This window comes from Kangiella geojedonensis, assembly GCF_000981765.1.
GTDB classification, from domain to species: domain Bacteria; phylum Pseudomonadota; class Gammaproteobacteria; order Enterobacterales; family Kangiellaceae; genus Kangiella; species Kangiella geojedonensis.
Window position 1 is genome coordinate 2,429,734 of the sequence record NZ_CP010975.1, and the last position, 24,621, is coordinate 2,454,354.

The 24,621-nt window shown below is 44.1% G+C and carries 26 protein-coding genes; 15 read left to right on the plus strand and 11 right to left on the minus strand.

The window, feature by feature from the left end:
* From TQ33_RS11225 to TQ33_RS11285, 13 genes are read left to right on the plus strand one after another with little or no spacing between them, the layout of a single operon-like run.
* Nucleotides 1-360: an ApeI family dehydratase gene (locus tag TQ33_RS11225; protein WP_046562120.1), complete on the plus strand. Its 360-nt coding sequence runs from the start codon at nt 1-3 to the stop codon at nt 358-360.
* Nucleotides 361-365: 5 nt separating this feature from the next.
* The gene (locus tag TQ33_RS12030; RefSeq protein ID WP_046562121.1) at nt 366-1,130 is read left to right on the plus strand and encodes a glycosyltransferase family 2 protein; all 765 of its coding nucleotides are present in this window, start codon (nt 366-368) and stop codon (nt 1,128-1,130) included.
* Nucleotides 1,127-2,116: a hypothetical protein gene (locus tag TQ33_RS12035; protein ID WP_046562122.1), complete on the plus strand. Its 990-nt coding sequence runs from the start codon at nt 1,127-1,129 to the stop codon at nt 2,114-2,116. The genes TQ33_RS12030 and TQ33_RS12035 overlap by 4 nt, the downstream gene beginning before the upstream one ends.
* 52 nt (nt 2,117-2,168) lie before the next feature.
* Nucleotides 2,169-3,650, plus strand: a complete 1,482-nt coding sequence (locus TQ33_RS11240) for an HAL/PAL/TAL family ammonia-lyase (RefSeq protein ID WP_407638293.1) — start codon at nt 2,169-2,171, stop codon at nt 3,648-3,650.
* A 9-nt stretch (nt 3,651-3,659) separates the two neighbouring features.
* Nucleotides 3,660-4,106, plus strand: a complete 447-nt coding sequence (locus TQ33_RS11245) for an acyl-CoA thioesterase (RefSeq protein WP_046562124.1) — start codon at nt 3,660-3,662, stop codon at nt 4,104-4,106.
* Entirely contained in the window at nt 4,103-4,729 is a 627-nt protein-coding gene (locus TQ33_RS11250) for an outer membrane lipoprotein carrier protein LolA (protein WP_144405979.1), read from the plus strand. Before TQ33_RS11245 ends, TQ33_RS11250 begins: the two co-directional genes overlap by 4 nt.
* A complete protein-coding gene (locus TQ33_RS11255; RefSeq protein WP_046562126.1) occupies nt 4,719-7,049 on the plus strand; it encodes an MMPL family transporter in 2,331 nt (776 codons plus the stop codon). Before TQ33_RS11250 ends, TQ33_RS11255 begins: the two co-directional genes overlap by 11 nt.
* Complete coding sequence (locus TQ33_RS11260) at nt 7,045-8,301, plus strand: NAD(P)/FAD-dependent oxidoreductase (protein ID WP_046562490.1); 1,257 nt, start codon at nt 7,045-7,047, stop codon at nt 8,299-8,301. Before TQ33_RS11255 ends, TQ33_RS11260 begins: the two co-directional genes overlap by 5 nt.
* Nucleotides 8,289-8,870, plus strand: coding sequence for a DUF3261 domain-containing protein (locus TQ33_RS11265; protein ID WP_046562127.1), 582 nt, complete (start codon nt 8,289-8,291; stop codon nt 8,868-8,870). Before TQ33_RS11260 ends, TQ33_RS11265 begins: the two co-directional genes overlap by 13 nt.
* Nucleotides 8,863-10,056: a beta-ketoacyl-[acyl-carrier-protein] synthase family protein gene (locus tag TQ33_RS11270; RefSeq protein WP_052735296.1), complete on the plus strand. Its 1,194-nt coding sequence runs from the start codon at nt 8,863-8,865 to the stop codon at nt 10,054-10,056. The genes TQ33_RS11265 and TQ33_RS11270 overlap by 8 nt, the downstream gene beginning before the upstream one ends.
* A 49-nt stretch (nt 10,057-10,105) precedes the next feature.
* Entirely contained in the window at nt 10,106-10,546 is a 441-nt protein-coding gene (locus TQ33_RS11275) for a hotdog family protein (protein ID WP_228640180.1), read from the plus strand.
* A gap of 10 nt (nt 10,547-10,556) precedes the next feature.
* A complete protein-coding gene (locus TQ33_RS11280) occupies nt 10,557-11,282 on the plus strand; it encodes a 3-ketoacyl-ACP reductase FabG2 (protein ID WP_046562129.1) in 726 nt (241 codons plus the stop codon).
* On the plus strand, nt 11,282-12,499 hold the full coding sequence (locus tag TQ33_RS11285; RefSeq protein WP_046562130.1) for a beta-ketoacyl-ACP synthase: 1,218 nt from the start codon (nt 11,282-11,284) through the stop codon (nt 12,497-12,499). The genes TQ33_RS11280 and TQ33_RS11285 overlap by 1 nt, the downstream gene beginning before the upstream one ends.
* 14 nt (nt 12,500-12,513) lie before the next feature.
* On the opposite strand, the gene TQ33_RS11290 is transcribed toward TQ33_RS11285, so the two are convergent.
* The 5 genes from TQ33_RS11290 to trxA all read right to left on the minus strand — a co-directional run bounded on the left by TQ33_RS11290 (nt 12,514) and on the right by trxA (nt 17,484).
* A complete protein-coding gene (locus TQ33_RS11290) occupies nt 12,514-13,251 on the minus strand; it encodes an NAD(P)H-flavin reductase (RefSeq protein WP_144405980.1) in 738 nt (245 codons plus the stop codon).
* Between the two features lie 10 nt (nt 13,252-13,261).
* Complete coding sequence (gene ubiD, locus TQ33_RS11295) at nt 13,262-14,746, minus strand: 4-hydroxy-3-polyprenylbenzoate decarboxylase (protein ID WP_046562131.1); 1,485 nt, start codon at nt 14,744-14,746, stop codon at nt 13,262-13,264.
* 299 nt (nt 14,747-15,045) lie between these two features.
* Nucleotides 15,046-15,366 carry a hypothetical protein gene (locus TQ33_RS11300; RefSeq protein ID WP_144405981.1) on the minus strand — a complete coding sequence of 107 codons (321 nt, stop codon included), beginning with the start codon at nt 15,364-15,366 and terminating at the stop codon, nt 15,046-15,048.
* Nucleotides 15,367-15,631: 265 nt separating this feature from the next.
* Complete coding sequence (rho, locus tag TQ33_RS11305; RefSeq protein WP_046562133.1) at nt 15,632-16,888, minus strand: transcription termination factor Rho; 1,257 nt, start codon at nt 16,886-16,888, stop codon at nt 15,632-15,634.
* 269 nt (nt 16,889-17,157) lie between these two features.
* Entirely contained in the window at nt 17,158-17,484 is a 327-nt protein-coding gene (gene trxA, locus TQ33_RS11310) for a thioredoxin TrxA (protein ID WP_046562134.1), read from the minus strand.
* A 114-nt stretch (nt 17,485-17,598) separates the two neighbouring features.
* Here trxA and rhlB point away from each other — a divergent pair, with 114 nt between their 5' ends.
* Complete coding sequence (gene rhlB / locus TQ33_RS11315; protein ID WP_046562135.1) at nt 17,599-18,840, plus strand: ATP-dependent RNA helicase RhlB; 1,242 nt, start codon at nt 17,599-17,601, stop codon at nt 18,838-18,840.
* 281 nt (nt 18,841-19,121) lie between these two features.
* Entirely contained in the window at nt 19,122-19,403 is a 282-nt protein-coding gene (locus TQ33_RS11320; protein ID WP_046562136.1) for a hypothetical protein, read from the plus strand.
* Nucleotides 19,404-19,469: 66 nt separating this feature from the next.
* On the opposite strand, the gene TQ33_RS11325 is transcribed toward TQ33_RS11320, so the two are convergent.
* From TQ33_RS11325 to hemF, 6 genes are all read right to left on the minus strand, one after another.
* On the minus strand, nt 19,470-19,967 hold the full coding sequence (locus TQ33_RS11325) for an acyl-CoA thioesterase (protein ID WP_046562137.1): 498 nt from the start codon (nt 19,965-19,967) through the stop codon (nt 19,470-19,472).
* 10 nt (nt 19,968-19,977) lie between these two features.
* Nucleotides 19,978-20,853 (minus strand): alpha/beta hydrolase family protein, encoded by an 876-nt coding sequence (locus TQ33_RS11330; protein WP_046562138.1) that lies wholly within the window; start codon nt 20,851-20,853, stop codon nt 19,978-19,980.
* An 87-nt stretch (nt 20,854-20,940) separates the two neighbouring features.
* A complete protein-coding gene (locus tag TQ33_RS11335) occupies nt 20,941-21,657 on the minus strand; it encodes a DUF4197 domain-containing protein (protein ID WP_046562139.1) in 717 nt (238 codons plus the stop codon).
* 66 nt (nt 21,658-21,723) lie between these two features.
* Complete coding sequence (locus TQ33_RS11340) at nt 21,724-22,620, minus strand: AEC family transporter (protein WP_046562140.1); 897 nt, start codon at nt 22,618-22,620, stop codon at nt 21,724-21,726.
* A gap of 20 nt (nt 22,621-22,640) precedes the next feature.
* Nucleotides 22,641-23,645, minus strand: coding sequence for a porphobilinogen synthase (gene hemB, locus TQ33_RS11345; protein ID WP_046562141.1), 1,005 nt, complete (start codon nt 23,643-23,645; stop codon nt 22,641-22,643).
* 21 nt (nt 23,646-23,666) lie between these two features.
* Entirely contained in the window at nt 23,667-24,593 is a 927-nt protein-coding gene (hemF, locus tag TQ33_RS11350; RefSeq protein WP_046562142.1) for an oxygen-dependent coproporphyrinogen oxidase, read from the minus strand.
* Nucleotides 24,594-24,621: the final 28 nt, after the last annotated feature.

The following is a 24,621-nucleotide window of genomic DNA, read 5'->3' on the forward strand; positions in this document are numbered from 1 at the left end:
ATGACATTCCCTGACGTTTTGAACAAACTGCAAACCGACGATGCCACTATGGTCGAACTTGACATAGATCCTAGGCTGCAAGCTTTTGAAGGGCATTTTGACTCATTCCCTATTGTGCCTGGAGTGATACAAATTCAGTGGGCATTGCATTTCTTCCAACAAATATTTCACTCTGAGTCATCCGCAATTGCATGGCGTATCAACAAAGTCACAGCGTTAAAATTCCAACATGTCATCGCCCCCCACAGCAAGGTTAATTTACACTTATCCTTTGATGAAGCTAAGTGTTGCTTAACCTTCAAATTTAATAACGATGAACACACTTACTCTTCTGGCAAGCTGTTTCTGGAAAAAAGCTAATCATCATGGCATCTAACGACTACTGTATTATTATTCCTAACTATAACCATACTCAACATATCGAGAATGTTCTGCAGCAGATATCTCAGCAGCAGCTGCCGGTTATTTTGATCAATGATGGGAGCAACGCTAAAACTAAGACGTTTTTAATCGAGACTGCCCGCAAATTTAAGTTTGTTAGCTTAATCCACCTTGAGACAAATCAAGGAAAGGGTGGCGCCGTGATTACTGGACTTCTTGAAGCTCATCGCCAAGGATATAGTCATGCAATACAAGTCGACGCCGATGGTCAGCATGCTATTAACGATATCCCCAAATTTATTAACCTCAGCGAAGATGCTTCTCAAGCTGTGATTTGTGGCATACCAGACTACGACAAGTCTGTGCCTTTAGGTCGACTCATACCTCGTTACATTACTCATTTTTGGGTTTGGGTAGAAACACTGTCCTTTCGGATTAAAGATTCGATGTGTGGCTTTCGTTTATACCCCTTGAGTAGTACCACAGAGTTAATTCGCAATACTCGCATTGGCAAACGCATGGATTTTGACACTGAAATCTTGGTTAAGCTTGACTGGAAAGCCGTTCCCATCATTAACTTACCCACTAAAGTCACCTATCCAGAGGATGGTTCTTCACATTTCCGTATGTGGCAAGACAATTGGCTAATTACAAAAATGCACACCCGCCTTTTCTTCGGCATGCTCGTTAGGCTGCCGAAGTTAATTGCGCGACACTTTACGCACTCAACCCCAAAAACCACACTATGAAAGATAAGCACTGGTCGGCAACTCAAGAGCGCGGCTCAACCTTCGGTATTCAGTTACTGGTTTGGCTGTATCGTGTCTTTGGTCAGTGGCTATTCCGACTGGTACTGATTCCTGTCATCGGCTACTTTACCCTGACCGGTAATAAAGCAAAGCAAGCTTCTTATGATTATCTAAGACGTGTAAATGCTTATACCCATAATCCAGCAAAAGTTCGCTGGTATCATGTTTATAAACACTTTTATCAATTCGGTATTGCCGCTGTCGACAAAATTCGTGCATGGTTAGACGATATAAAGCTAAGTGACGTCACCATTCACCACCCACAAGTTTTCCAACAACTGAGAGACAGTAGTCCTAAGCAAGGAGCACTATTTATTGGCTCTCACCTCGGTAACTTAGAGTTATGCCGTGCCATCGGTGAAAACGATACTGATATAAAAATTAATGCGCTAGTCTTTACAAAGCACGCTTTGAAATTTCAGTCCGCCTTGGAAAAATTTAACCCCAATGCGCAATTGAACTTAATACAAGTAGATTCGCTTGGTGCTGAAACGGCTATTGAGCTTAAAGATAAAGTCGATAACGGTGAGATAGTCATCATTGTGGGCGATCGCACCTCTGTTACCCAGTACGGACGAGTTAGTTACGCCGAGTTTCTTGGTCAACCAGCTCCTTTTTCGCAAGGACCATTTATTTTAGCGAATGTATTAGACTGCCCGACTTACTTGATCTTCTGCCTCAAGCAGTCACGGGGCTACCACATCTATTTAGAGCACTTCGCCGACAGTTTGAAGCTCAGTAGAACTGAGCGGGCTCAACAGTTACAATCAATCATTCAGCGGTACGCGAGCCGATTAGAATACTATTGCCTAAAAGCACCTTATCAGTGGTTTAACTTTTTTAAATTTTGGCAAAAAGACGATAAAGCGCATATCACGCGTGCCGCAATCAACAAAAACGAGAAGCAATCCAGTGACAACAGCTAATTCAACAATCACTTTTGGTCTTTCAAAGATCACTATTGAACACATTAATGCCATGGCAAAAGGCCAAGCGCAGATATCTCTTAGTTCTGATAAAAACTTTAAAGAGACCATAGAGCAGGGTGCTAATTTTCTCAAGAACTTGCTGCAAGAAGACGGTGTTATTTATGGCGTAACCACTGGTTATGGCGATTCAGTGACTGAGCAGGTACCGCTGGGTAATGTCCATGAGCTTCCACTTCACCTGACTCGTTTTCACGGCTGTGGTTTAGGGGATACTTTTTCGGTTGAAGAAACTCGCGCTATTTTGGGCGCGCGACTTACATCCCTAACCCAAGGTTATTCAGGCGTAACATGGGAATTGTTAGAGCAACTTGAAACCTTACTGGCCCATGACATCATGCCTCGAATTCCTCAAGAGGGCTCCGTAGGCGCTAGTGGTGATCTTACTCCGCTATCGTATGTTGCAGCCGTTTTAGTCGGCGAGCGTGAGGTTTTTTATAAGGGTGAATTAAGGTCAACTAACGATGTTTTTGAGGAGCTTAACATTAAGCCCTTAACGCTACAGCCTAAAGAAGGCTTGGCCATTATGAACGGCACAGCTGTAATGACGGCGCTTGCATGCATCGCATATCAACGTGCTGAATACTTAATTGAGCTTTGCTCTCGAATTACTGCTTTGTGCTCAATCGCATTACAGGGCAATAGTGCGCATTTCGATGATATTCTGTTTAACGCTAAGCCACACCCTGGTCAAAACCAAGTGGCAGCCTGGATTAGAGACGACCTGAATCACCACAAGCATCCGCGTAATTCCAGTCGCCTGCAGGACCGCTACTCTATACGCTGCGCACCACACATCATTGGTGCAGTGAAAGATTCTTTACCTTGGATGCGTCAAATCATCGAGACCGAACTGAATAGCGCTAATGACAATCCGATCATTGATGGCGAAGGCCAACATGTTTTGCATGGGGGCCACTTCTATGGTGGGCACATAGCCATGGTTATGGACACCCTAAAAACTGGCATCGCAAACCTTTCAGATTTAATGGATCGCCAAATGGCGTTACTGATGGATCGAAAGTTTAATAACGGTCTACCTAATAACCTTTCGGCTGCCCAAGAGGACCGTAAAGCGATCAATCATGGTTTTAAGGCGGTGCAAATTGGTATCAGCGCATGGACAGCTGAAGCACTAAAAAATACCATGCCCGCTAGCGTCTTCTCACGCTCTACCGAATGTCATAACCAAGATAAAGTCAGCATGGGCACTATCGCAGCGCGTGACTGTTTACGCATATTACAATTAACCGAACAGGTTGCGGCAGCCTCGTTAATGGCTTCAAGCCAAGCAGTAAAAATCCGCATTGATCGGCAAGAGCTTGAGCATGAGTCATTATCCGGCAGTATTAAGAATACTTTGGATGAGGTGTTTACCATCTTTAAGCTCGTCGATGAAGATCGTCCGTTAGAAGCTGAACTCCGGAACTTTGTTTCCTTGATACAAGATCAACACTGGACAACCTATAAATAAGGCTTGGTGATGAATAATAAAACACTACAACAACACGCTATAGCGGCTGAATGCTTTGTTGAAGTTCCCTTCTTTGACCTCGACCCCATGCACATTGTCTGGCATGGTAATTACGTCAAATACTTTGAGCAGGCGCGCTGTGAATTGCTCCGAAAGATTGACTACGACTACCCTCAAATGAAGGCTTCAGGATTTTATTGGCCGATTATTGATATGCGCGTCAAGTACATAAAACCGGCTAATTTTGGTGAAAAATTATTGTGCATTGCCACCTTCAAAGAGTTTGAGAACCGCCTCAAGATCGATTACCTCATCCAAAATGCTCAAACGGGTGAAAAGCTCTGCAAAGGTTATACAGTTCAAGTAGCCGTAACAACGACAGATTTTGAAATGCAACTTGTATCGCCAAAAATACTCCAACAACAACTAGAAAGCTATATTGCTGATTTATCATGATGAATAAACTTGCTCAACTACTCGTGACACTGGTTATTGCTTTTGTAAGCACAACTGTCTTCTCAAGCGAAATAAACTCGTGCGATATCAATACAATGATGCAAACAATACAGCATCAACCACATCTTCAAAAATTCAAGCAAGAAAAAAACATCAAAGTTCTAGCAAACCCTCTAACATCATTTGGCTACCTCTTACTGGCTAATCAAGAAGCCGTGGTTTGGCAAACAACCCAGCCTATCAAGAGCACCACCGTCATAAGTCCTAACAACTTTCGTCAGTACAATAAAAAAGACCAGTTAATGACCATGCCGGCCAATACTAGCAATCAAACTTCCCAGCTGGTTTCGTCAACTTTTCTGTCAATATTGTCTGGTACTATTGATCAGTTGAACGACAACTTTGAGGTCAGTACTTCTTGCTCAGAAACCGAATGGCATATAAGCCTTATCCCTAACAATAATGACATCCTTCGCTTACTTCAAAAAATTGATATCACAGGCAACATACAAATCAATCAGCTGAACTTTGTCGAAACCAACCAAGACATCACCCAAATTAGCTTTACGCCTACTGATGACTCCACCATCAAAAACCAACTAAGGTCCTACCTTGCCAACTAAGTATCGAGCCTTTATTTGGCTATTTCTCATCTTTATTGTTGGCGGGTTTTTCTATGCCCAGCTTAATGCTGGTTTACGGATTGAAACCAATATTTTAAAACTGGTTCCGCAAACCGAAGCTGACCCTTTTGCGGAAAAGGCCTTTGAAAAATTTTCTGATAACAATTTTAAAAAAGTTATTTTTGCTCTTATCTCTGACAGTGAATCTACCACCATAAGCTCTGCTCAAGCGCTGTCCCATTCCTTGAAACAATCAGGGTTATTGGAATCCTTAGATTCACACATCAGTCAAGATGAACAAGAAGCCATAGGTCAGCTCTACTTTAATCACCGTTTCCACTTACTCAGTGATAATGATAAAAGAATATTGCAGCAAGAAGGTCACCAACCCTTCGTTGACGCTGCGTTACAGATGGTCTATTCACCACTATCCAGTCAGCTGATAACTTTGTTGCCTAGCGACCCTTATCTATTATCTTACCGCTACTTACAAGACATCACTGCACTCAACTCAACACATAACCAGAGAAGAGTTGTCGACGAGATTAGCCTATACTCTAATAAAAGTGATACTTACGCTGTAGTTACAGCAACCTTGAAAGCGTCACCATTTGACAGCAACACTCAACAAAATCTATCGTCTCTGGTTACACAGTTTCAAGAGTCCCATCCCTCGACACAGTTGCTCTATACTGGCGCAGTATTTTATGCACAGCATGCAGCGACCTCAGCTAAATCGGAAATTTCAACCATTGGACTGGGCTCCTTAATTGGTGTCATTGTTCTTTTGATTCTTGCTTTTAAAAGCGTCACGCCACTGCTCTTAACATTAACATCGCTCGCGGTAGGAATTTTCCTAGGGTTTACCATGACCCACGCATTCTTTGGTTCAGTACATGTTCTAACCCTAGTTTTTGGCGCCAGTCTTATCGGCGTCGCCGTAGATTACTCGTTCCACTATTTTGCCAGCGCCAATGAAACGCCAAGCCCTTTACCAAAAATTTTAGCCGCAATTAGTTTAGGCCTTATTTCTAGCGTCATAGGCTATGCCGCATTGTTCACGACACCATTTCCAGGCTTGCAGCAAATGGCTCTTTTCTGTGCCACTGGACTGATTGGTGCATTTTTAACTGTTACGCTTCTATTTGATCAAATGCCTACTAAAGCAAAAAGCCCCAGCTGGCTACTGTCGACTTTTGTGGGCTTAAGCCGTATCAGCCAAAAACTCAGTACCCCGAAATTTCTGTTCATACTTCTAGTTGCGCCTATTTCGGCGGGATTGCTACTAACCACAATCGATGAAAACAACGACAGCATCCGCCAACTGCAAGCAATACCACCACAGCTTCATCAACAAGAACAGGCCATTCAACAACTCGTTGCCGCTCCAGCGACCAATCAGTTCTTCGTGGTAAAAGGCTCCAGTCACCAAGAGTTATTGAGCAAACTTGACGCAGTGACTCCAGAGCTTCATAAGCTAAGGGAGCAGGACGTTATTGATGGCTATACCCACTTGGCTCAATTTGTGCCGTCGTTACAAGAGCAAAGCGCCAACTATCAATTAATTTCTAACTTTATAGATACTGATTCTTTATCAGACTTCATCGATCTGGGGCTCGTGACTCACGAACAAGTCGTTTCTTTAGGTTCGGAGTTTGCATCTAAAGAAAAGCAACTCCTCACGTTAGAACCATGGCTCCAGTCTCCGCTTGGCCAGCGACTGTCTTATCTATGGCTTGGACAAATCGATCAACAATATTCCTCGATTATTACACTGCATAATATTCATCACATAGAGCCTCTTGCCAAGCTTGCTGACAAAAACCCTTATTTATACTTTATTAACAAAGTTGATAAAGTCTCCAGTATGTTTTCAGAATACAGAGAACTGACATTAATCATGTTATCGATTGCTATTACAGTGATCTTTTTATTACTGTCGATTAAATATAATGCGCGTATCGCTGGTTATATCGTTTGGGGACCTGTCGTCGCTTCATCGCTCGCCATTATTATGAATATACTGATTAACGGTAGTTTTAATTTATTTAGCACCCTAGCGTTATATTTAGTCTTTGGTATTGGTATTGATTATGGATTATTTTACGCTGAGTCCAAAGATCGCTCAAAATACATAAGTCTTGCTATCGGGCTTTCAGCAATCACGACGTTTCTATCCTTTGGCCTACTATCCCTTAGTGAAACTCCAGCTATCCATGCTTTTGGTTTAACCATGTTAACGGGCATATTGACAGTCTTCTTGCTGTCGCCAATACTTGGCCATCAAATCTACCACGCAAGGGAGTCCGCCGGTGATTAATTCAAATCAAGAATACGATGTCATTATTATTGGCGCAGGGCCTGCTGGAGCGCTTGCAGCGAGTCTGTTGGTACAGAATCACTTACGCGTCTTAGTCATCGAGAAGCAAACATTTCCCCGCTTTTCTATCGGCGAAAGCCTATTACCCCAATCCATGGTTTACCTCGAGCAAGCCAAGCTACTGTCTGCCGTAGAAGCCAGTGCGGATGAGCTTGGTTTCCAATATAAAAACGGTGCTATTTTTAACTCGTCTGAACAAGATTCTATTTTTGATTTCTCACAAAAGTTGAGCGAAGGTCCCGCATACACCTACCAAGTTAAACGTGCTGAATTCGATCAGCTGCTAGCCCAAAAGGCCCAAGAATTTGGTGCAGACTTTGCTTTCGGCTATACCGTTAAGAGTATTGAGTTTACCCCAGAGCCCATACTTACCATTTCGCATCCCAAAGACGACGAATTAAAACTGCATAGTAAATTTGTTCTAGATGCCAGTGGCTTTGCTCGTGTTTTACCACGACTACTTGATCTCGATCTGCCAAGTGACTTCCCGGTAAGAAGTTCTGTATTTGCGCATATTAGCGACAACATCAACAACTCTAGCTTTGATCGGAATAAAATTCTTATCGGCTCGCACCCGCAAGCCCAAGACGTCTGGTACTGGCTAATACCCTTCGCTGATGGCACAGCTTCCATTGGTTGTGTTGCCAAACCTCAATTTTTTGATGATATTCGCAACACTGAAGCGCTTGATTCAGATAATGCTTTACTGCTTCATTGCATTCAGCAAAACAAACGTTTTGGCGCTCTATTATCTGAGGCTGAAATCATTAGACCCGCACAACAACTCACTGGCTACTCGTCTAATGTGAAACAATTATATGGTGATCACTATGCCTTACTCGGGAACGCAGGAGAATTTTTAGATCCTATATTTTCTTCAGGCGTTACCATTGCTTTTAAGTCCGCATCTTTAGCCAGTGATTGTCTGTTGAAACAGTTTAATCATACGCCGGTATGCTGGGAGCGTGAGTTTTCTCAACCTTTAAAAGCTGGCGTTGAAACTTTTAAAGCCTTTGTTCACTCCTGGTATCAAGGCCAATTACAACAAATCATTCAATTCGAAGAAGCTCCCCAAAACGTCCGCGAAATGATTTGCTCTGTCTTGGCTGGCTACGCTTGGGATGAACAGAACCCATATAATCAAAACACACAAAGGCGACTCAATGCTTTAGGAGAGTTATGCGCCTCTTAAATCTCATACTTATACTACTATTGCTAAGCGGCTGTCTTAGCAAGTATCAAAACTCGATTGAACATGTGTCGATTGCAGATAACGTCAACTACACTTTGTTACCAACCATTCCCTTTAGCAATGGTTTAACAATGACGCAAAGTGCTACTGTGACTTATCAAGATGAAAGTCATGATCTTATTTTTCACACTGAAATCACCAATCGGCAATTGACTATGGTGGGGTTAAGTCCGACTGGCACCCGATTATTCACCATTGTGATGCAAGAAGGCTCGGTTAACGCTGAAGGCTTTTCCTCCCTGATCGATGCCATTAAACCCGAGTACCTGTTAGCAGACCTTCAATTAAGCTTATGGCCACAAAGCCAACTTAACCAAAATTTGAGTGGGGCAGTTGTTAAAGAGCCTCGTCCGTTAACACGAAACGTGGTTCAAGCAAACAACACAATTATTACTGTTCACTACTCTGAGGCAGAATATTATAAAGGTGATATACAATTTACTCATCACCAAAGAGGCTATAACCTAAGCCTGACACCATTAGCTATAGAGTTTTCTAACGATGAATGATTCCACTGTGTATCTCAATCATATGTCACTAATCAACGCGCTTGGTTACCGACATAATGACGTATTAACTCAATTGCATTCTGGCGACACTAGCAACATGCAAGAATATTACACCACAATTAATCATAAACGCTTCGTTGTAGGTAAGGTCGCTCAAGAGTTGCCGGCTATCCCTGAGCAGTTGATAAAACATAATACCCGTAACAACCAGTTAGCTTTACACTGCTTACTACAACTTAAGACTCAGCTTGATAACTGCCTTAACCAATATCCTGCTCACCGTATAGGAGTAGTTATCGGAACCAGCACATCCGGTATAGCAGAAGGTGAACAAGCGTTAGCGCATTATTTGAAACAGTCATCCTTTCCGAGCGAGTTTAACTACTCACAAATCCAAATGTCTTCCTGTGCAGAGTTTATCAGCGACTATTTGGGTACCAAGGGACCTACTTATACGATATCGACTGCTTGTTCATCCAGCGGCAAAGTTTTCGCTTCAGCCAGAAGTCTTATCCACAACAACCTATGCGATGTGGTCATTGTTGGTGGCGCTGATTCACTCTGCGATATGACTTTAAATGGATTTAATGCTTTGGAAGCCGTATCAGAGCGATTATCTGTACCTTTCAGCGCTAACCGCGACGGTATCAATATTGGGGAGGGAGCTGCATTATTTATAATGAGCCGAGAGCCGAGTGATGTTCAATTACTGGGTGTCGGAGAATCCTCTGATGCTCACCACATTTCAGCGCCACACCCCGATGGCGAAGGCGCAGCTACCGCAATGCAACTAGCGTTACAAGAAGCCAACATATCCGCAGATGACATTCACTACCTCAACCTTCATGGCACTGGCACCGAGTTAAACGACTCCATGGAAAGTCGTGCGGTAAATGCCGTACTAACCAATAACACACCATGTAGTTCCACGAAACCGCTAACGGGCCATACATTAGGCGCAGCAGGCGCCACTGAGCTCGCTTTTTGTTGGTTACTTCTACAATACCCTAACGATCAGCAGCTGTTACCTAAGCATTGTTTTGATGGATGTTATGACACTTCATTGCCCGTCATGAACCTAGTTGATAACCAACAGACTTATCCTTCTATACAAACCGCCATGAGTAACTCTTTTGCCTTTGGCGGCAATAATGTCAGTGTTATAATTGGTCGTAACCGTATTTAGTCTTATGCAAACTACTATAAACACAGATATAAAGAATCGCCTCGTATCAATGCCAATCTCGGAGTTGCTACCGCACTCCGAGCCCATGATATTGATCACTCGTATTGCTGACTTTCACCAGCAAAGCCTTCGCGCTGAAGTCGATATCAGCTCAGATTCGCGTTTCTTTGATGCAGAGCATCAAGGCGTGGAGAGCTTCTTTGCTATAGAGTATATGGCTCAGGCCATCGCAGCTTTAGCAGGGGTCAGATCTCGTTTGAGTAATGAAGCTGTTAAATTAGGCTTTTTATTAGGCACCCGAAAAATGCAACTTCACAGCCCTTTTCTGAAAGCTGGCCATACATATCAAGTTAACGTCGAAGAGCTTTTTATGGATGACTCCGGGCTCGGCGCATTCCAATGTTCAGTATCCTGCCAAGACGAGATCATCGCTGAGGCAAAACTCAGTGTTTTTGAAACCAATGATGAAAACCAACTTTTAACTAACTAGATATTTGATTATGAGCAGACGCGTATTAGTAACTGGCTCCAGCCGTGGTATCGGCAAGAGCATCGCCTTACAATTAGCCAACGATGGTTTTGAAGTCACAGTACACTGCCGTTCCGGAGTTGAACAGGCACAAGCAACTGTCGCTGAAATCCAAGCCAATGGTGGCTCTGCTCACTATATACAATTCGATATCGCTAACCGAGAGCAAACACACCAAGTATTAGAAGCAGACGTAGAAACCCACGGCGCCTTTTATGGCGTCGTATGCAATGCCGGAATTACCCGAGATGGCGCTTTCCCAGCACTGACCGATAGTGATTGGGACGATGTCATCCACACTAATCTTGATGGCTTCTATAACGTGGTTCAGCCTTTAGTCATGCCGATGGTGCGCAAAAAGCAAGGTGGACGAATAGTCGCCATGTCCTCCGTATCCGGCGTTTTGGGGAATCGTGGCCAAGTCAATTATAGCGCCTCGAAAGCAGGGCTAATCGGTGCGACTAAGGCATTAGCGGTAGAATTAGCTCGTCGCAAAATCACCGTTAATTGTGTTGCTCCGGGTTTAATTGAGACGGATATGATTGATGAAGAAATTACCCAAGAGGCAATGAAGGTTATACCTGCTCGCCGCATGGGTAAACCTGAGGAAATTGCAGGGCTTGTGAGTTATTTATTCTCTGATACCGCAGGCTATCTGACACGCCAGGTGATTTCAGTGAATGGAGGTATGGCGTAATGAATCGAGTGGTTGTGACCGGCATGTCTGGTATTACTGCCTTTGGTGATAACTGGACATCCGTTTCAAATCAATTAAAGCAAGGAAAAAACGCAGTCCGATTTATGCCCGAGTGGGAACAGTGTGAAGGTTTACGCACCAGTCTTGCAGCTCCTGTCGACTACGATTTCCCTAAGCTTCCACGAAAGAAAATTCGAAGCATGGGGCGTGTATCACGCCTGGCTACCTGCGCTACCCAAAAAGCACTCGAGCAGGCTGGACTCTTAGAACATTCCTCTCTGACCAACGGCGACACAGGTATTGCCTATGGCTCATCTTCAGGTAGTACGCGGACTATCCCTGTATTTGGTGATCTGATCAAAGGCGGCCCTATGACTGGATTCACCTCGACTTCTTATGTCGAAATGATGAGTCACACAGCTCCAGTCAACATGGGTGTCTTTTTTGCTACAAAGGGGCGTATTATTCCGACCAGTAGTGCTTGTACTTCCGGTAGCCAAGGCATCGGATATGCCTATGAAGCCATTAAATACGGCCAGCAAAAAATCATGATTGCTGGTGGCGCTGAAGAGCTGTGTATTACCCAGGGCGCCGTCTTCGACTCTTTATTTGCGACTTCGGTAAACAATCATGCACCAGAATCAACGCCACGGCCTTTCGATAAAGATCGCGATGGCTTAGTAGTAGGAGAGGGGGCTGGTACCTTAATCCTTGAAGAGTACGAGCATGCTAAAGCTCGTGGCGCTACGATTTTGGCAGAAGTCGTTGGCTTTGGTTGTAACTCTGATGGTGCTCATGTCACTCAACCGCAAAAAGACACCATGTCAGTTGCTATGCAGCTAGCCTTGAAAGATGCACAGTTAAGTTCAGAGGATATTGGCTACGTTAATGCTCATGGTACTGCCACGGACAGAGGCGATGTTGCTGAAACCAATGCTACTCGAGATGTCTTTAAGCGAGATATTCCAATCAGCTCGCTTAAAAGTTATTTTGGGCATACCTTGGGGGCTTGTGGCGCGATAGAAGCTTGGCTCTCTATCGAAATGATGCGCAATAATTGGTACGCACCTACCGTTAATCTGAGTAATATCGATCCTGACTGTGCTGAACTGGATTATATTGTTGAGACTGATCGTCATATGGATCATCAATATATTATGAGTAACAACTTTGCTTTCGGTGGAATTAATACGTCTCTAATCTTTAAACGGGCTTAAGCTAATTCAACCTACTAATCTAGTAAGCCCATTTGACGTTTAATATCCAGAATATCCGAGTGAATGGATTCTTTCGATACCCCCCGATCAAGCAAGTCTTGATACACCGACATCACCATCGGTTCTGAACCACCGACGTAAATATCCATGTTAGTGATGTTGTCATAATCCAGCATAAAGGCGTGGTGGACAAAACCTTTGCGACCTTGCCACTCTTCATCAAGCCCAGACAAGACGGGGACATAAGAAAAATTAGTATGCTTTTCTGCCCACTCAAGTGGCTCCCGATGAAGATACAAATCTGGCGAAGTTTGAGCTCCCCAGTATAAAATTAACTCGCGAGGATTTCCTTCTCGTAACGCTGTTTTGATTATCGAATGGAAAGGTGCAAAGCCTGTGCCCCCCGCAATAAACACCGCTGGGCGCTCACTCTCGGTGAGTAAACACTCACCTTGCGGCATTTGTACTCGCACTTTATTACGATGCTTCAATTGGCTAACAATTTTGTCCGCTTCATCGTGACCTGGTAGACGGCGAATGTGTAATTCCAATACATCTTGTAGTGGAGAACTAGCAATTGAAAAGGGACGTAAAGACCCATCTTCCAGCTCCAACATCAGGTACTGTCCCGCTTGATAAAACGGCAACTTCCCCTCTGTCGGCTCCAGCTCTACCCAGTACACATCACGCCCCATGCGACGCACTAATGATACTTGGCATTCAACAAATCGCGCTTCAGTCTGTTCGGTCATACAGCCTCAATTATTCTTGGTTATCAGTAGGTTCGAGTCCTAACTCGTCCCACATGGTATCGACTTTATCCTTTACTGCTTGGTCCATGACAATAGGTTCTCCCCACTCACGGTCAGTTTCGCCTGGCCACTTATTAGTCGCATCAATACCCAGCTTTGAGCCAAGCCCAGACACGGGTGACGCAAAGTCGAGGTAGTCAATCGGCGTGTTGTCCACCAAGGTGCAGTCACGTGTCGGATCGACTCGTGTGGTGATTGCCCAAATCACATCTTTCCAATCCCGCGTATTAATGTCGTCATCAACCACTATCACAAACTTGGTGTACATAAATTGGCGCAAGAAAGACCACACCCCCATCATCACCCGCTTGGCGTGGCCTGGGTATTGCTTCTTCATCGAAACAACGGCTAAACGATACGAGCAGCCTTCAGGTGGTAGGTAAAAGTCAGTAATTTCTGGGAATTGCTTTTGCAATATTGGGACGAAGACTTCATTTAAAGCTTCTCCCAAGATCGCAGGCTCGTCCGGCGGACGACCTGTATAAGTCGAATGATAGATGGGATTGGTACGCTGAGTCATGCGCTCGACGGTAAACACAGGAAAGCTATCCACTTCGTTGTAATAGCCCGTGTGATCGCCATAAGGTCCTTCATCCGCCATCTCGCCTGGCTCAATATATCCCTCCAGCACAAACTCAGCCGAAGAGGGCACTTGTAAATCATTGCCGATAGACTTCACCACTTCGGTTTTCTGCCCACGCAATAAACCCGCAAAGGCGTATTCGCTCAAGGTATCGGGAACTGGCGTTACCGCCCCAAGAATCGTTGCCGGATCAGCGCCAAACGCCACAGACACCGGGAAACGCTCTCCTGGATGCTTTTCACACCAATCTTTAAAGTCTAACGCGCCGCCACGATGTGCTAACCAACGCATGATCAGTTTATTTTTACCAATGACCTGTTGACGGTAAATACCCAAGTTCTGACGCTTCTTGTTCGGACCTTTGGTAACCGTCAAACCCCACGTCATCAAAGGTGCAGCATCACCAGGCCAACAGGTTTGCACAGGAATACTGGTTAGATCGACTGCGTTGCCCTCTATCACAATTTCTTGACAAGGAGCTTTTTTTACTTCTTTGGGCGACATGTTCATGACTTTTTTGAATACTGGCAACTGTTGCCAAGCATCCCGAAAGCCAGATGGCGGTGTTGGCTCTTTTAAAAATGCCAATAACTCGCCCAATTCACGCAACCCTGTTAAATCTTCTTTACCCATCGCTAACGCCACACGACGCGTGGTACCGAACAAATTGCCCAGCACAGGTACTGAATGGCCCTTAACATTTTCAAAAAGAATCGCCGGCCCGCCAGCCTGCAAAGTCCGATCACAAATCTCCGTCATCTCAAGATTGGGATCAACCTCCATCGACACGCGCTTCAGCTCGCCCATCGATTCGAGTTTTTCGATAAAATCACGTAGATCTTTGTATTGCATGGGATTGGGAGTTGTTTGGTATTTGGGGTATTTTAGCAGATTGGTTTAGATTTCTATATCGAATGTAGGACTTTCTTGCTGACTCTATTATAACGACAGTATTTCTAACGTTCATTTTTTGACGAGCAAAAAACGAACCAAAAAACTCGCCCCAAAAGTTAGGTTCTTCGAACTACCTTCATGATTCAAAATTATTACCGCGCCGCAAAACGAAACTTCCTGTTTCGTCTTTGCTAAATTGGGCTATCCATGCCCAATTTACCCTATAATTTTGTATCACTCAGCTAACTTTTACGGGGTCATTCGCATGCGTTAATTTCATTTTCTTTTTTTGAAAATATTTCAAACCAATGATAGGAAATAAAACCTCCAATCACTCCACCAACTCCATAAACCAAAATCCCCAATAAGTTAGAAGTTAATACATTCCCAGGATAGATTAACAACACAGCAGCTATAAATAGCCCAGCCATAATCAAGGACAGCACATTTACTTTTTTAAAGTATATTAATAAAGAAATTGCAGGAAGATATAATACAAATGCATACGGAGCAAAAGTAACACCATACATCGCAGCTAGAAAAGGGGCTAAAAAAGAATCCACTCTCCATGTAGTCATCAACAGGAAGAATCCTAAGATCAACCCTGCACCGAAAGTACCTAATATAAAACCAGAAACGAAGGCAGGAATTAGATGAATCTTCTTAAACTGAAGGTTCTGATTAACTTTTTCCTTAAAATTAATACTTAGCTCCTTCTTTAAAGATAGTCCCAGAAATGGGTTTTAAGAGGCAGTCTCTCGCACAGCGAGGTTACGTATAATAATACGTAACCGAGCGAGCAAGAGACTAACAAAGCAAAAACCTAAAAAGACGCTTTCTAGGTTACTTTTTCATTGAGGTGAAGAACTCGTCATTTGTTTTCGTCATCGCCATCTTGTCGATCAAGAATTCAATCGCGTCTAACTCGTCCATTGGATGTAGGATTTTGCGTAAAATCCACATCTTCTGAAGTTCTTCTTGAGACGTTAACAGGTCTTCTTTGCGTGAACCTGAACGGTTGAAGTCAATCGCTGGGAAGACGCGCTTCTCGGCAATTTTACGAGATAGGTGAAGTTCCATGTTACCTGTACCTTTAAATTCTTCGTAAATCACTTCGTCCATCTTTGAGCCGGTGTCGACTAGGGCAGTAGCGATAATGGTTAAGCTGCCACCTTCTTCGATATTACGTGCTGCACCGAAGAAACGTTTTGGACGTTGTAGTGCGTTGGCATCGACACCACCGGTTAATACTTTACCCGACGATGGTACAACGGTGTTGTAGGCACGCGCTAAACGTGTGATTGAGTCGAGCAGAATAATAACGTCTTTTTTGTGCTCAACTAAACGCTTGGCTTTTTCGATAACCATCTCAGCGACTTGTACGTGACGCGCGGCTGGTTCATCAAAGGTTGAAGCAACCACTTCACCTTTTACCGAGCGTTGCATTTCTGTCACTTCTTCTGGACGTTCGTCAATCAGAAGTACAATCAACATACACTCTGGGTGATTATAGGTAATCGACTGAGCGATGTTCTGCAACATCATGGTTTTACCAGCTTTCGGTGGCGACACGATTAACGCACGCTGACCTTTACCGATTGGCGCAGCTAAATCAATAACACGCGCAGTAATATCTTCCGTCGAGCCGTTACCACGTTCCATACGCATGCGATCGTCTGGATGTAGTGGTGTTAGGTTTTCAAATAAGAGTTTGCGGCGGGAGTTTTCTGGGCTGTCGTAGTTAATTTCTGCGACTTTTAGTAAGGCAAAATAGCGTTCCTGATCTTTAGGTGGGCGTATTTTGCCAAAAATGGTATCACCCGTTCGTAAATTAAAACGACGGATTTGGCTTGGCGAGACGTAAATATCGTCTGGGCCTGCTAAATAAGAGCCTTCTGCTGAGCGTAAAAATCCAAAACCATCCGGTAAGATTTCTAAAACTCCACCACCAAAGATATCTTCGCCACTTTTGGCGTGATTCTTAAGTAGTCCAAAGATGATGTCCTGTTTGCGCATACGCGCCATGTGCTCGAGACCGACAGCTTTAGCCATCTCAGACAGTTCTTGAGCGGATTTCTGCTTTAATTCTGTAAGATTCATAATGTTGAATGATTGTCTTTTGACGCATTGATAGACAATGCTTAGTGTTCCCGTGAAATTAGTGTTTTGGAATAGAAACGGAGTTTGCCCGCAGGCTTTTTTTGGACGCTGTGTTCAGCAAGGTTAAATGTAGCACTAGATTTTAGAGGTGTCTAGTTTTTTAGCTCAACAAATAGCCAGGGGGTTACAATTATTGACGTTATTAACAATAATTGAGGTAACAAAAAAGAGGCCGAAGCCTCTTTTCTTAATCGACTATCGTGATCAGCTTAGATGTTGCTGTCGATAAAAGCCATCAGTTGTGACTTTGACACAGCGCCCACTTTAGTCGCTTCAACATTGCCGCCTTTAAATAGCATTAATGTTGGAATACCACGAATACCATACTTTGGTGGCGTTTCGTTATTCTCATCGATGTTTAACTTAGCAATTTTTACTTTGCCTTCATACGATTCAGCAATTTCATCTAGAATTGGCGCGATCATTTTACAAGGACCACACCATTCTGCCCAATAGTCGACCAATACTGGGCTATCTGAATTTAATACTTCTTCTTCAAAAGTAGCATCGCTGATGTATACAATTTTGTCGCTCATTCGGTTTTCTCCTACTAATTCACTTGCGCTTGGTAGCTATCAGACGCACAATGGCTCTATTTGATACAATGACTTGCAATTTTGCAAGCATCCAATGGTAAAAAGTTATAATAGATGGACAAATCACATTTATCCGACGTTCGCTTTAGCGATTTAGGTCTGCATCCGAAGTTACTTTCGGCGATTAATGACCTTGGTTTCCAATACTGCACGCCTATTCAGGCTAAAACATTGCCTTTATTACTTAAAGGACAAAATGTTGCTGGCCAAGCACAAACAGGTACTGGAAAAACTATCGCATTTCTGCTTGGGGTCATGAATGATATGTTAACCCTGCCTGAAATTGATGGCCGCCGTGCTAACGAGCCTCGCTCTATCATCATGGCGCCAACTCGTGAGTTAGCGGTTCAAATTGCTAAAGACGCTCTGAAACTTGGCAAGCATGCAAAATTTAAGATTCGAGTGGTATATGGGGGCGAGGATCATGAAAAACAACGTCTTCAATTGGAAAAGGGCGTCGATATTCTGATTGGCACCACCGGCCGCTTGATCGACTATTTAAAGCAGGGTGCTTATGGTCTAGAAGCCATCGATAGCGTCGTTTTAGACGAAGCTGACCGTATGTTTGATTTAGGTTTTATCAAAGACATCCGCTACATATTCCGTCGTATGCCTCCGCCCAATGACCGCATGAACATGCTATTCTCAGCCACCTTATCGCACCGTGTTCAAGAGTTAGCCTATGAGCATATGCATAACCCTGAGCATGTGCAAGTGGCCGCGGAACAAGTCACGGCAAAGAAAATCCGTGAAGCGTTATTTTATCCGAGTCGCGAAGAAGCGCTACCGTTATTGGTTGGCTTAATGCAACGCTTAACGCCACCTCGGAGCATCGTATTCACCAATACTAAACGTGCGGCAGAGCATGTTTGGGCTTGCCTGCGCGGGAATGATATTGAAGCAGGTTTATTAACTGGCGATGTTCATCAAAAGAAACGTCTCAAACTATTGGATGACCTCAAAAATAATGCTGTTAATGTTCTAGTTTGTACTGACGTAGCCGCTCGCGGATTGCATATTGATGACGTCACTCATGTCTTCAATTACCACTTGCCTGATGATGCTGAAGATTATGTGCATCGAATTGGGCGAACGGCACGTGCCGGAGCCGAGGGGGATGCGGTTAGTTTTGCAGGGGAAGACTTCGCTATGAACCTTACCGCTATTGAAGAATATGTGGGTCATGAGTTGCCAAAGCTTGAGATCAAACCTGAATATTTAGCAGACCTCAAGCCATCGATTCCGCTAAAGCAAAAACGTCGCCACCCCACACAACGACGCCAGTCAAAAGGCTAGTTGGTCCTAACGCAAGGCTGCTTAGGCAGCCTTATTCAGGTTCATCCAGCGAGTTAGCCCACGCTAAATGATATCTCGAAACACCTCTGCCCAAGAGGTGATCGAGGTATTCTATGCAACCATTTGTGCTAGCAACAAAAAACCAAGATATATTTTGTGACACACCTCTCATATATTTCAATAACCCCCTAATTGTTATATTTTGTTACATAGTTGGACTTTATTTCCGCTCATCTTTTTTGCTACGGTCGATATTCACTTATATAAGAAAGGACTTAACTATGCTTAAACCATTGATAATTACAGGGCTTGCTTTCGCATTTATTGGCTGCGCTTCAACTAGCTCCCATACTGTGGCAAATACTTCAGAAGAGTCTAAGAAAATTGCAAAGGATGAAGATGGAAAGCCGCAATATATTTGTCAGAAGACCCATCAGGTCGGCTCTAACTTCAAAAAGCTTCAATGCTGGACTAAAGAAGAATACGCTACTAAACAGCAACGCGACAAAGAAGAGGTTCAAAGATTACAAGGCAGTAGCATGTCAGCCCCTGAAACGCGATAAAAAACACCAAGTTGCTAGCTTTTTTAGCTAGCAACCTCATTCTTGCTCTATCACTTATAAATTAAATTACTTCCACTTTTCTACCACATGCTTGATGCGGCCTTCTCGACGCCCAACATGCGATTTAATTTGTTCTGCTAACTCAAAATGCTTGCGTTCTTTATCCGTTTCAATAATCAGCTCCGGCACCGCCACGGGATTACGGTCTTCGTCAAAGGCCACTAATGTAAAGTGTGCTGTGGTACTTAAAACATCGCCCTCATCGCCACCTTTATCCACAAAAACATCCGTACGTACCATCATTGAAGAACTCCCAACCAAGACTACTTTCGCCACGGTTTTAATACGATCTCCAACAAATATTGGTCGCTTGAAAATTACACGTTCTACCGAGGCCGTAGAGACTGTTTTTCCAGAATATCTAATAGCCGCTAAAGCAGCCGTTGAGTCCATAATCGCCAGCAATTCACCACCGAACATATTACCGTAGGGGTTACTTTGGTTTGGGAAAACGAAGTTCCACGTTTCGATGGCTTCAGACGTTCTCTGTTCGCGCTCCGACATTTAACTCTTCCTAATCATTCAAAAAAGTAACTATAGGTTGCCATATTCCGTCCTTGATTTCCTGCTTTTTCTTGAACAATCCAAAGTGCCCTATACGCTTTCGTTCTAACGACTTCGGTGAAATGTTCATTACCGTTTTGGTGGCATTAGGATAGTGCTTTATCAGGCCATCACGCGCCTCTTTCGGTGCATACCAATCATCAGTGATGGTTATTCCTAAGATATCGCTACGGATACGTGCATAGCCCGATAACTCGAGGCCGTGTTCGGGGGTGAATAAGTAGTCTTTTGAGCGAGCCCATCTCAACCACTGTTTAACAGCTGTTTTAGGAACAGGAATTGGCCCAAGAAAGCGCGATTTGAAAAAATCTCCGAATTGAAACGCCATAACTACTGGGAATACCAAATACCAGATTGCTGCTAGTGCGTATTTTTGTAACCCTGGCCATAATCGCCAAGAGCCGAGCCCACTGGCTGCAATGATGATTTTCTCAAAGTGGCTACTAGAAGGCGCTAGCCCAATAATTTGCCCACCCGCACTATGTCCCAGGTACGACAGTTTTTGAGGCTGATACTCTGCTTGTACGAATTGAATCGCGGCCTCTACATCTAATTGGCCCCAGTGTTGCATCAAAATCTGGTCAGTCGCCATATTGCCATGTTTTGAATGACTTATTCCTCGGTAGTCAAAAGCCAACACTGTCATACCTTGCTCAGCTAAAAAACCAGCAATATGTTTATAGTATTGGTAGGGAACTCCGAATGCAGAGCCAATGATAATGACGTGTTCAAAGTGTTTAGCATTTTCAATTGCTGAAAACACAACACCATTTAGCTCAAAACCGTCCTCAGCTTTAAAACTAATTTCTTTTGTGACACAACCCAAACAAGATACCCAGTCTACTCAATAAAGCTCTATAAATACCTTATTTGGGCATAAAAGGCCAGACCAGTTACCTTTCTGGCTTTGCAATTATTGTTGAGAAAAGACTTTCTGCAATAATTCTGTGGTTCTTGCAACAGGGTTGTCACGAATCTTCTTTTCTTCTTGCGCTACCAAGGTAAACAAACCATCCAAGGTTTCTTGCATGACATAATCTTCTATGTTCATGTTTGGCTTATCCGAAAAGGGTAGCTTTTCGTAAGCCCCTAATAACTGCTTATAGTCTTTATAAAAACCGACTTTCTGCATACTGCTGGTGATAATAGGCTGAAAACGTCGTTCTAAATTCGTTTGCGTTTTATCTCGAAAATAGTCCGTTGCCGCATTATCTCCACCCCGTAATATGCCCCAAGCATCAGCTATCGACATGGAGCTAATGGCGCCAATAAATACATCTTTGGCCTCCCCAGATGCTTTTTCCGCTGCACGATTCATCTGCTTTTCGAAGTTATCAACGTAGCTGCCTAGCCCAACCTTGCGCAGTGTGCTGGCGGCGCTATCCAATTGATCAGGCACCACAATCTTAATCAAGGAATTATTACTAAAACCTCCCGGTCGGTTAGTACTCGACACACTGTTTTTCGTACCAACTTCTAAGGCTTGCTTTAACCCTGCAACCACCGTTTGTTCCGATAATTGCTGGTTGCCACTAATACCTTCTAATACACGGTTAAGATCGGTGGTCTTACAGCTTGCCACCATTAATAACGTAACGGCGGCTGCAATAGCTACTTTGAATAACTTCATGATATACCTCTATATATCGACTTTAGGATACCCCGAACTGGGCAATGAACATATCACCCGATCGGCCTAGTGTAGGGTTTGTACTAACCATATCGTAGTCGGAATCGTCACCACCGACAACAAAGTCGTTACCGCTATGGTGTTATGAGCAACTTTTCGATCATTCTCCACAGCCTCGACAAATGGCATCACGCTAATCCCAGTAGGACAGGCCGCAAGAATAGTCAGTGACAATAAGTGCGTGGGTCCAAGCTCCATAACCCAGTAGCCAAAACTGAATACCGCCGCGGGCAAAAGTAGAAGCTTAATAGCTGTAACAAACAGGGTTTTCGTTATTACTGAACGGCTTATAGTTCCCAGGCTAGCCAGTGAACTGCCCAAAATAATCAGGGCCAATGGCAATGCCGCGTCCGACACCATCTCTAGCGGCGCAAACAGTTGCTTAGGGATTGGAATTTCAAAGACGTTGAACAATAGGCCAAGTACTACGCCCAGAATCACTGGATTACTGAAAATACCTAAGGCGGCTTTAAACTTAGATGGCGTAACGTTAACGCGTGTGGAAAATAGAAAGAAGCTGCTAAATAAGATCAGGCTGTGGCCGGATATGACTGCGAGACTAATGACCAGGCCTTTCTGTCCAGTCACTGACAAAATCACTGGAATACCCACCAAAACGTTATTTGAGAAGGTGGAAGTCAGGGCGATACGATGACTCATGCTCAAGGCTAAAATCACGAAGATAATTAGGACAGGGGTAAAGTAGGCGAATAGCGTGGTGCCGATATCTTCTAAACCCGTCTCATAAACATTAACGAATAAAAAGACGGGAACAAAAGCTTTAAAAACGACCTTGGATAAGTCTTCAAAAAACTCTGTACGCACCAAACGCCATTTAATTAACACCACTCCAATCAACACCACAAGGGCGACTGGAATGATCGCGTTTAGAATGACGGTCAAAAGTGGTTGGCCTGCTGCGCTTAGTGAGCGTCGCTTAAATAACGCGATGCATCCTTGGCAAAATAGGTCAAAATACCATCGCACCCAGCGCGCTTAAAGCCCAATAATGACTCCAGTACAATCGCTTTTTCGTCGAGCCAGCCGTTCTGTGCGGCGGCTTTGATCATGGCATACTCGCCGCTGACCTGATAAGCGAATGTGGGCATTTTAAATTCGTCTTTCACACGGCGGACAATGTCCAAGTAAGGTTGACCGGGTTTAACCATCACCATGTCCGCGCCTTCTTCGATATCTAAAGCAATTTCATGTAGCGCTTCGTCCGTATTGCCTGGATCCATTTGATACGTCTTCTTATCGGCTTTCCCTAATGCGACCGCCGAACCGACCGCATCTCGGAAAGGCCCATAGAAGCTTGATGCGTATTTGGCGGCATACGACATGATTAAAGTGTTCACAAAATCGCTCGCTTCTAATGCTTCACGAATGGCGCCGATGCGACCGTCCATCATATCCGATGGTGCTACCATGTCCGCACCCGCTTGTGCGTGACACAAAGCCTGCTTGACCAACACTTCTTTGGTGATGTCGTTTAAGATATAACCTTGATCATCAATGATGCCGTCTTGCCCGTGTGAGGTGTAAGGATCCAGCGCCACGTCAGTCATAATGCCGAGCTGCGGGAACTTTGCCTTAATCGCTTTGACCGCCGTTGGCACCAAACCTTCTGGGTTATAAGCTTCTTCCGCCTCTAACGACTTTTTGTCTTCGCCAATCACTGGAAATAGGGCGATAGCAGGGATACCCAGTTCAACAATTTCAGCACATTCTTCCAGCAGTAAGTCTAACGTTTTGCGCTCTACGCCTGGCATAGATGCTACTGCTTCTTTTTTATTGTCGCCTTCGAGCACAAAAACAGGATAAATAAAGTCTTTCGCTGATAAGCTCGACTCACGGACCAAATCACGACTAAACGCCTGCGCACGAACGCGACGTAAACGACGGCTGGGGAAAAAACCACTATTCATAATTCGACCTTATCTTTAAATTCAAACACTTAGCCAGTCTTTCGGCTTTAAATAATAATCGGTTAACTCGGCTTCACGGCTATTCGCTTCAGGTTGCCAGTTATAACGCCAGCTTACCGCGCTTGGTAGCGACATCAATATCGACTCTGTGCGCCCACCGGTTTGTAAACCAAACAAAGTCCCTCGATCCCATACTAAATTAAACTCTACATAACGCCCACGGCGATACAGTTGGAAATCTCGCTCTTGCTCAGTATAAGGTAAGTCTTTGCGTTTATTCAAAATCGGCTGGTACGCCTTAATAAAATGATCGCCCACGGAGCGCATAAAAGCGAAGCATTGTTCAAAATTCCAACTTGTACTCTCAGTATTGACGTCATCAAAAAACAGGCCGCCAATCCCACGGTGTTCATCACGGTGTTTGATATAAAAATAATCATCACACCATTTCTTATACTTGGGGTAACACTCTTCACCAAAAGGATTGCACGCGTCTTTCGCCACTTGGTGCCAAAATTGACAATCCTCTTTATTCGCGTAATAGGGCGTTAAATCAAAACCACCGCCAAACCACCAAATAGGCTCAGCACCTTCTTTCTCCGCAATAAAAAAGCGTACATTCATGTGTGAGGTTGGGGCATGCGGGTTCTTCGGATGAATCACTAGCGAGACGCCCATGGCTTTAAAGCCACGGCCCGCAAGCTCTGGGCGGTGCGCGGTTGCAGAAGCAGGCATGTTGGTGCCTTCAACATACGAGTAATTGACGCCGCCTTTTTCAATCACAGCGCCATTTTCCATCACACGTGTTAAGCCACCGCCGCCTTGGGCGCGCTCCCACTCGTCCTTGATAAAATCTTTCTCGCCATCTTCCTTGGCCAACTCGCGGCAAATGTTTTCTTGAAGTTCTAGCAGGTAGGATTTAACTGCTTCAATATCAATGGTTTGCATACCGCCTCTTATTTTGCTTGAGTGTGAA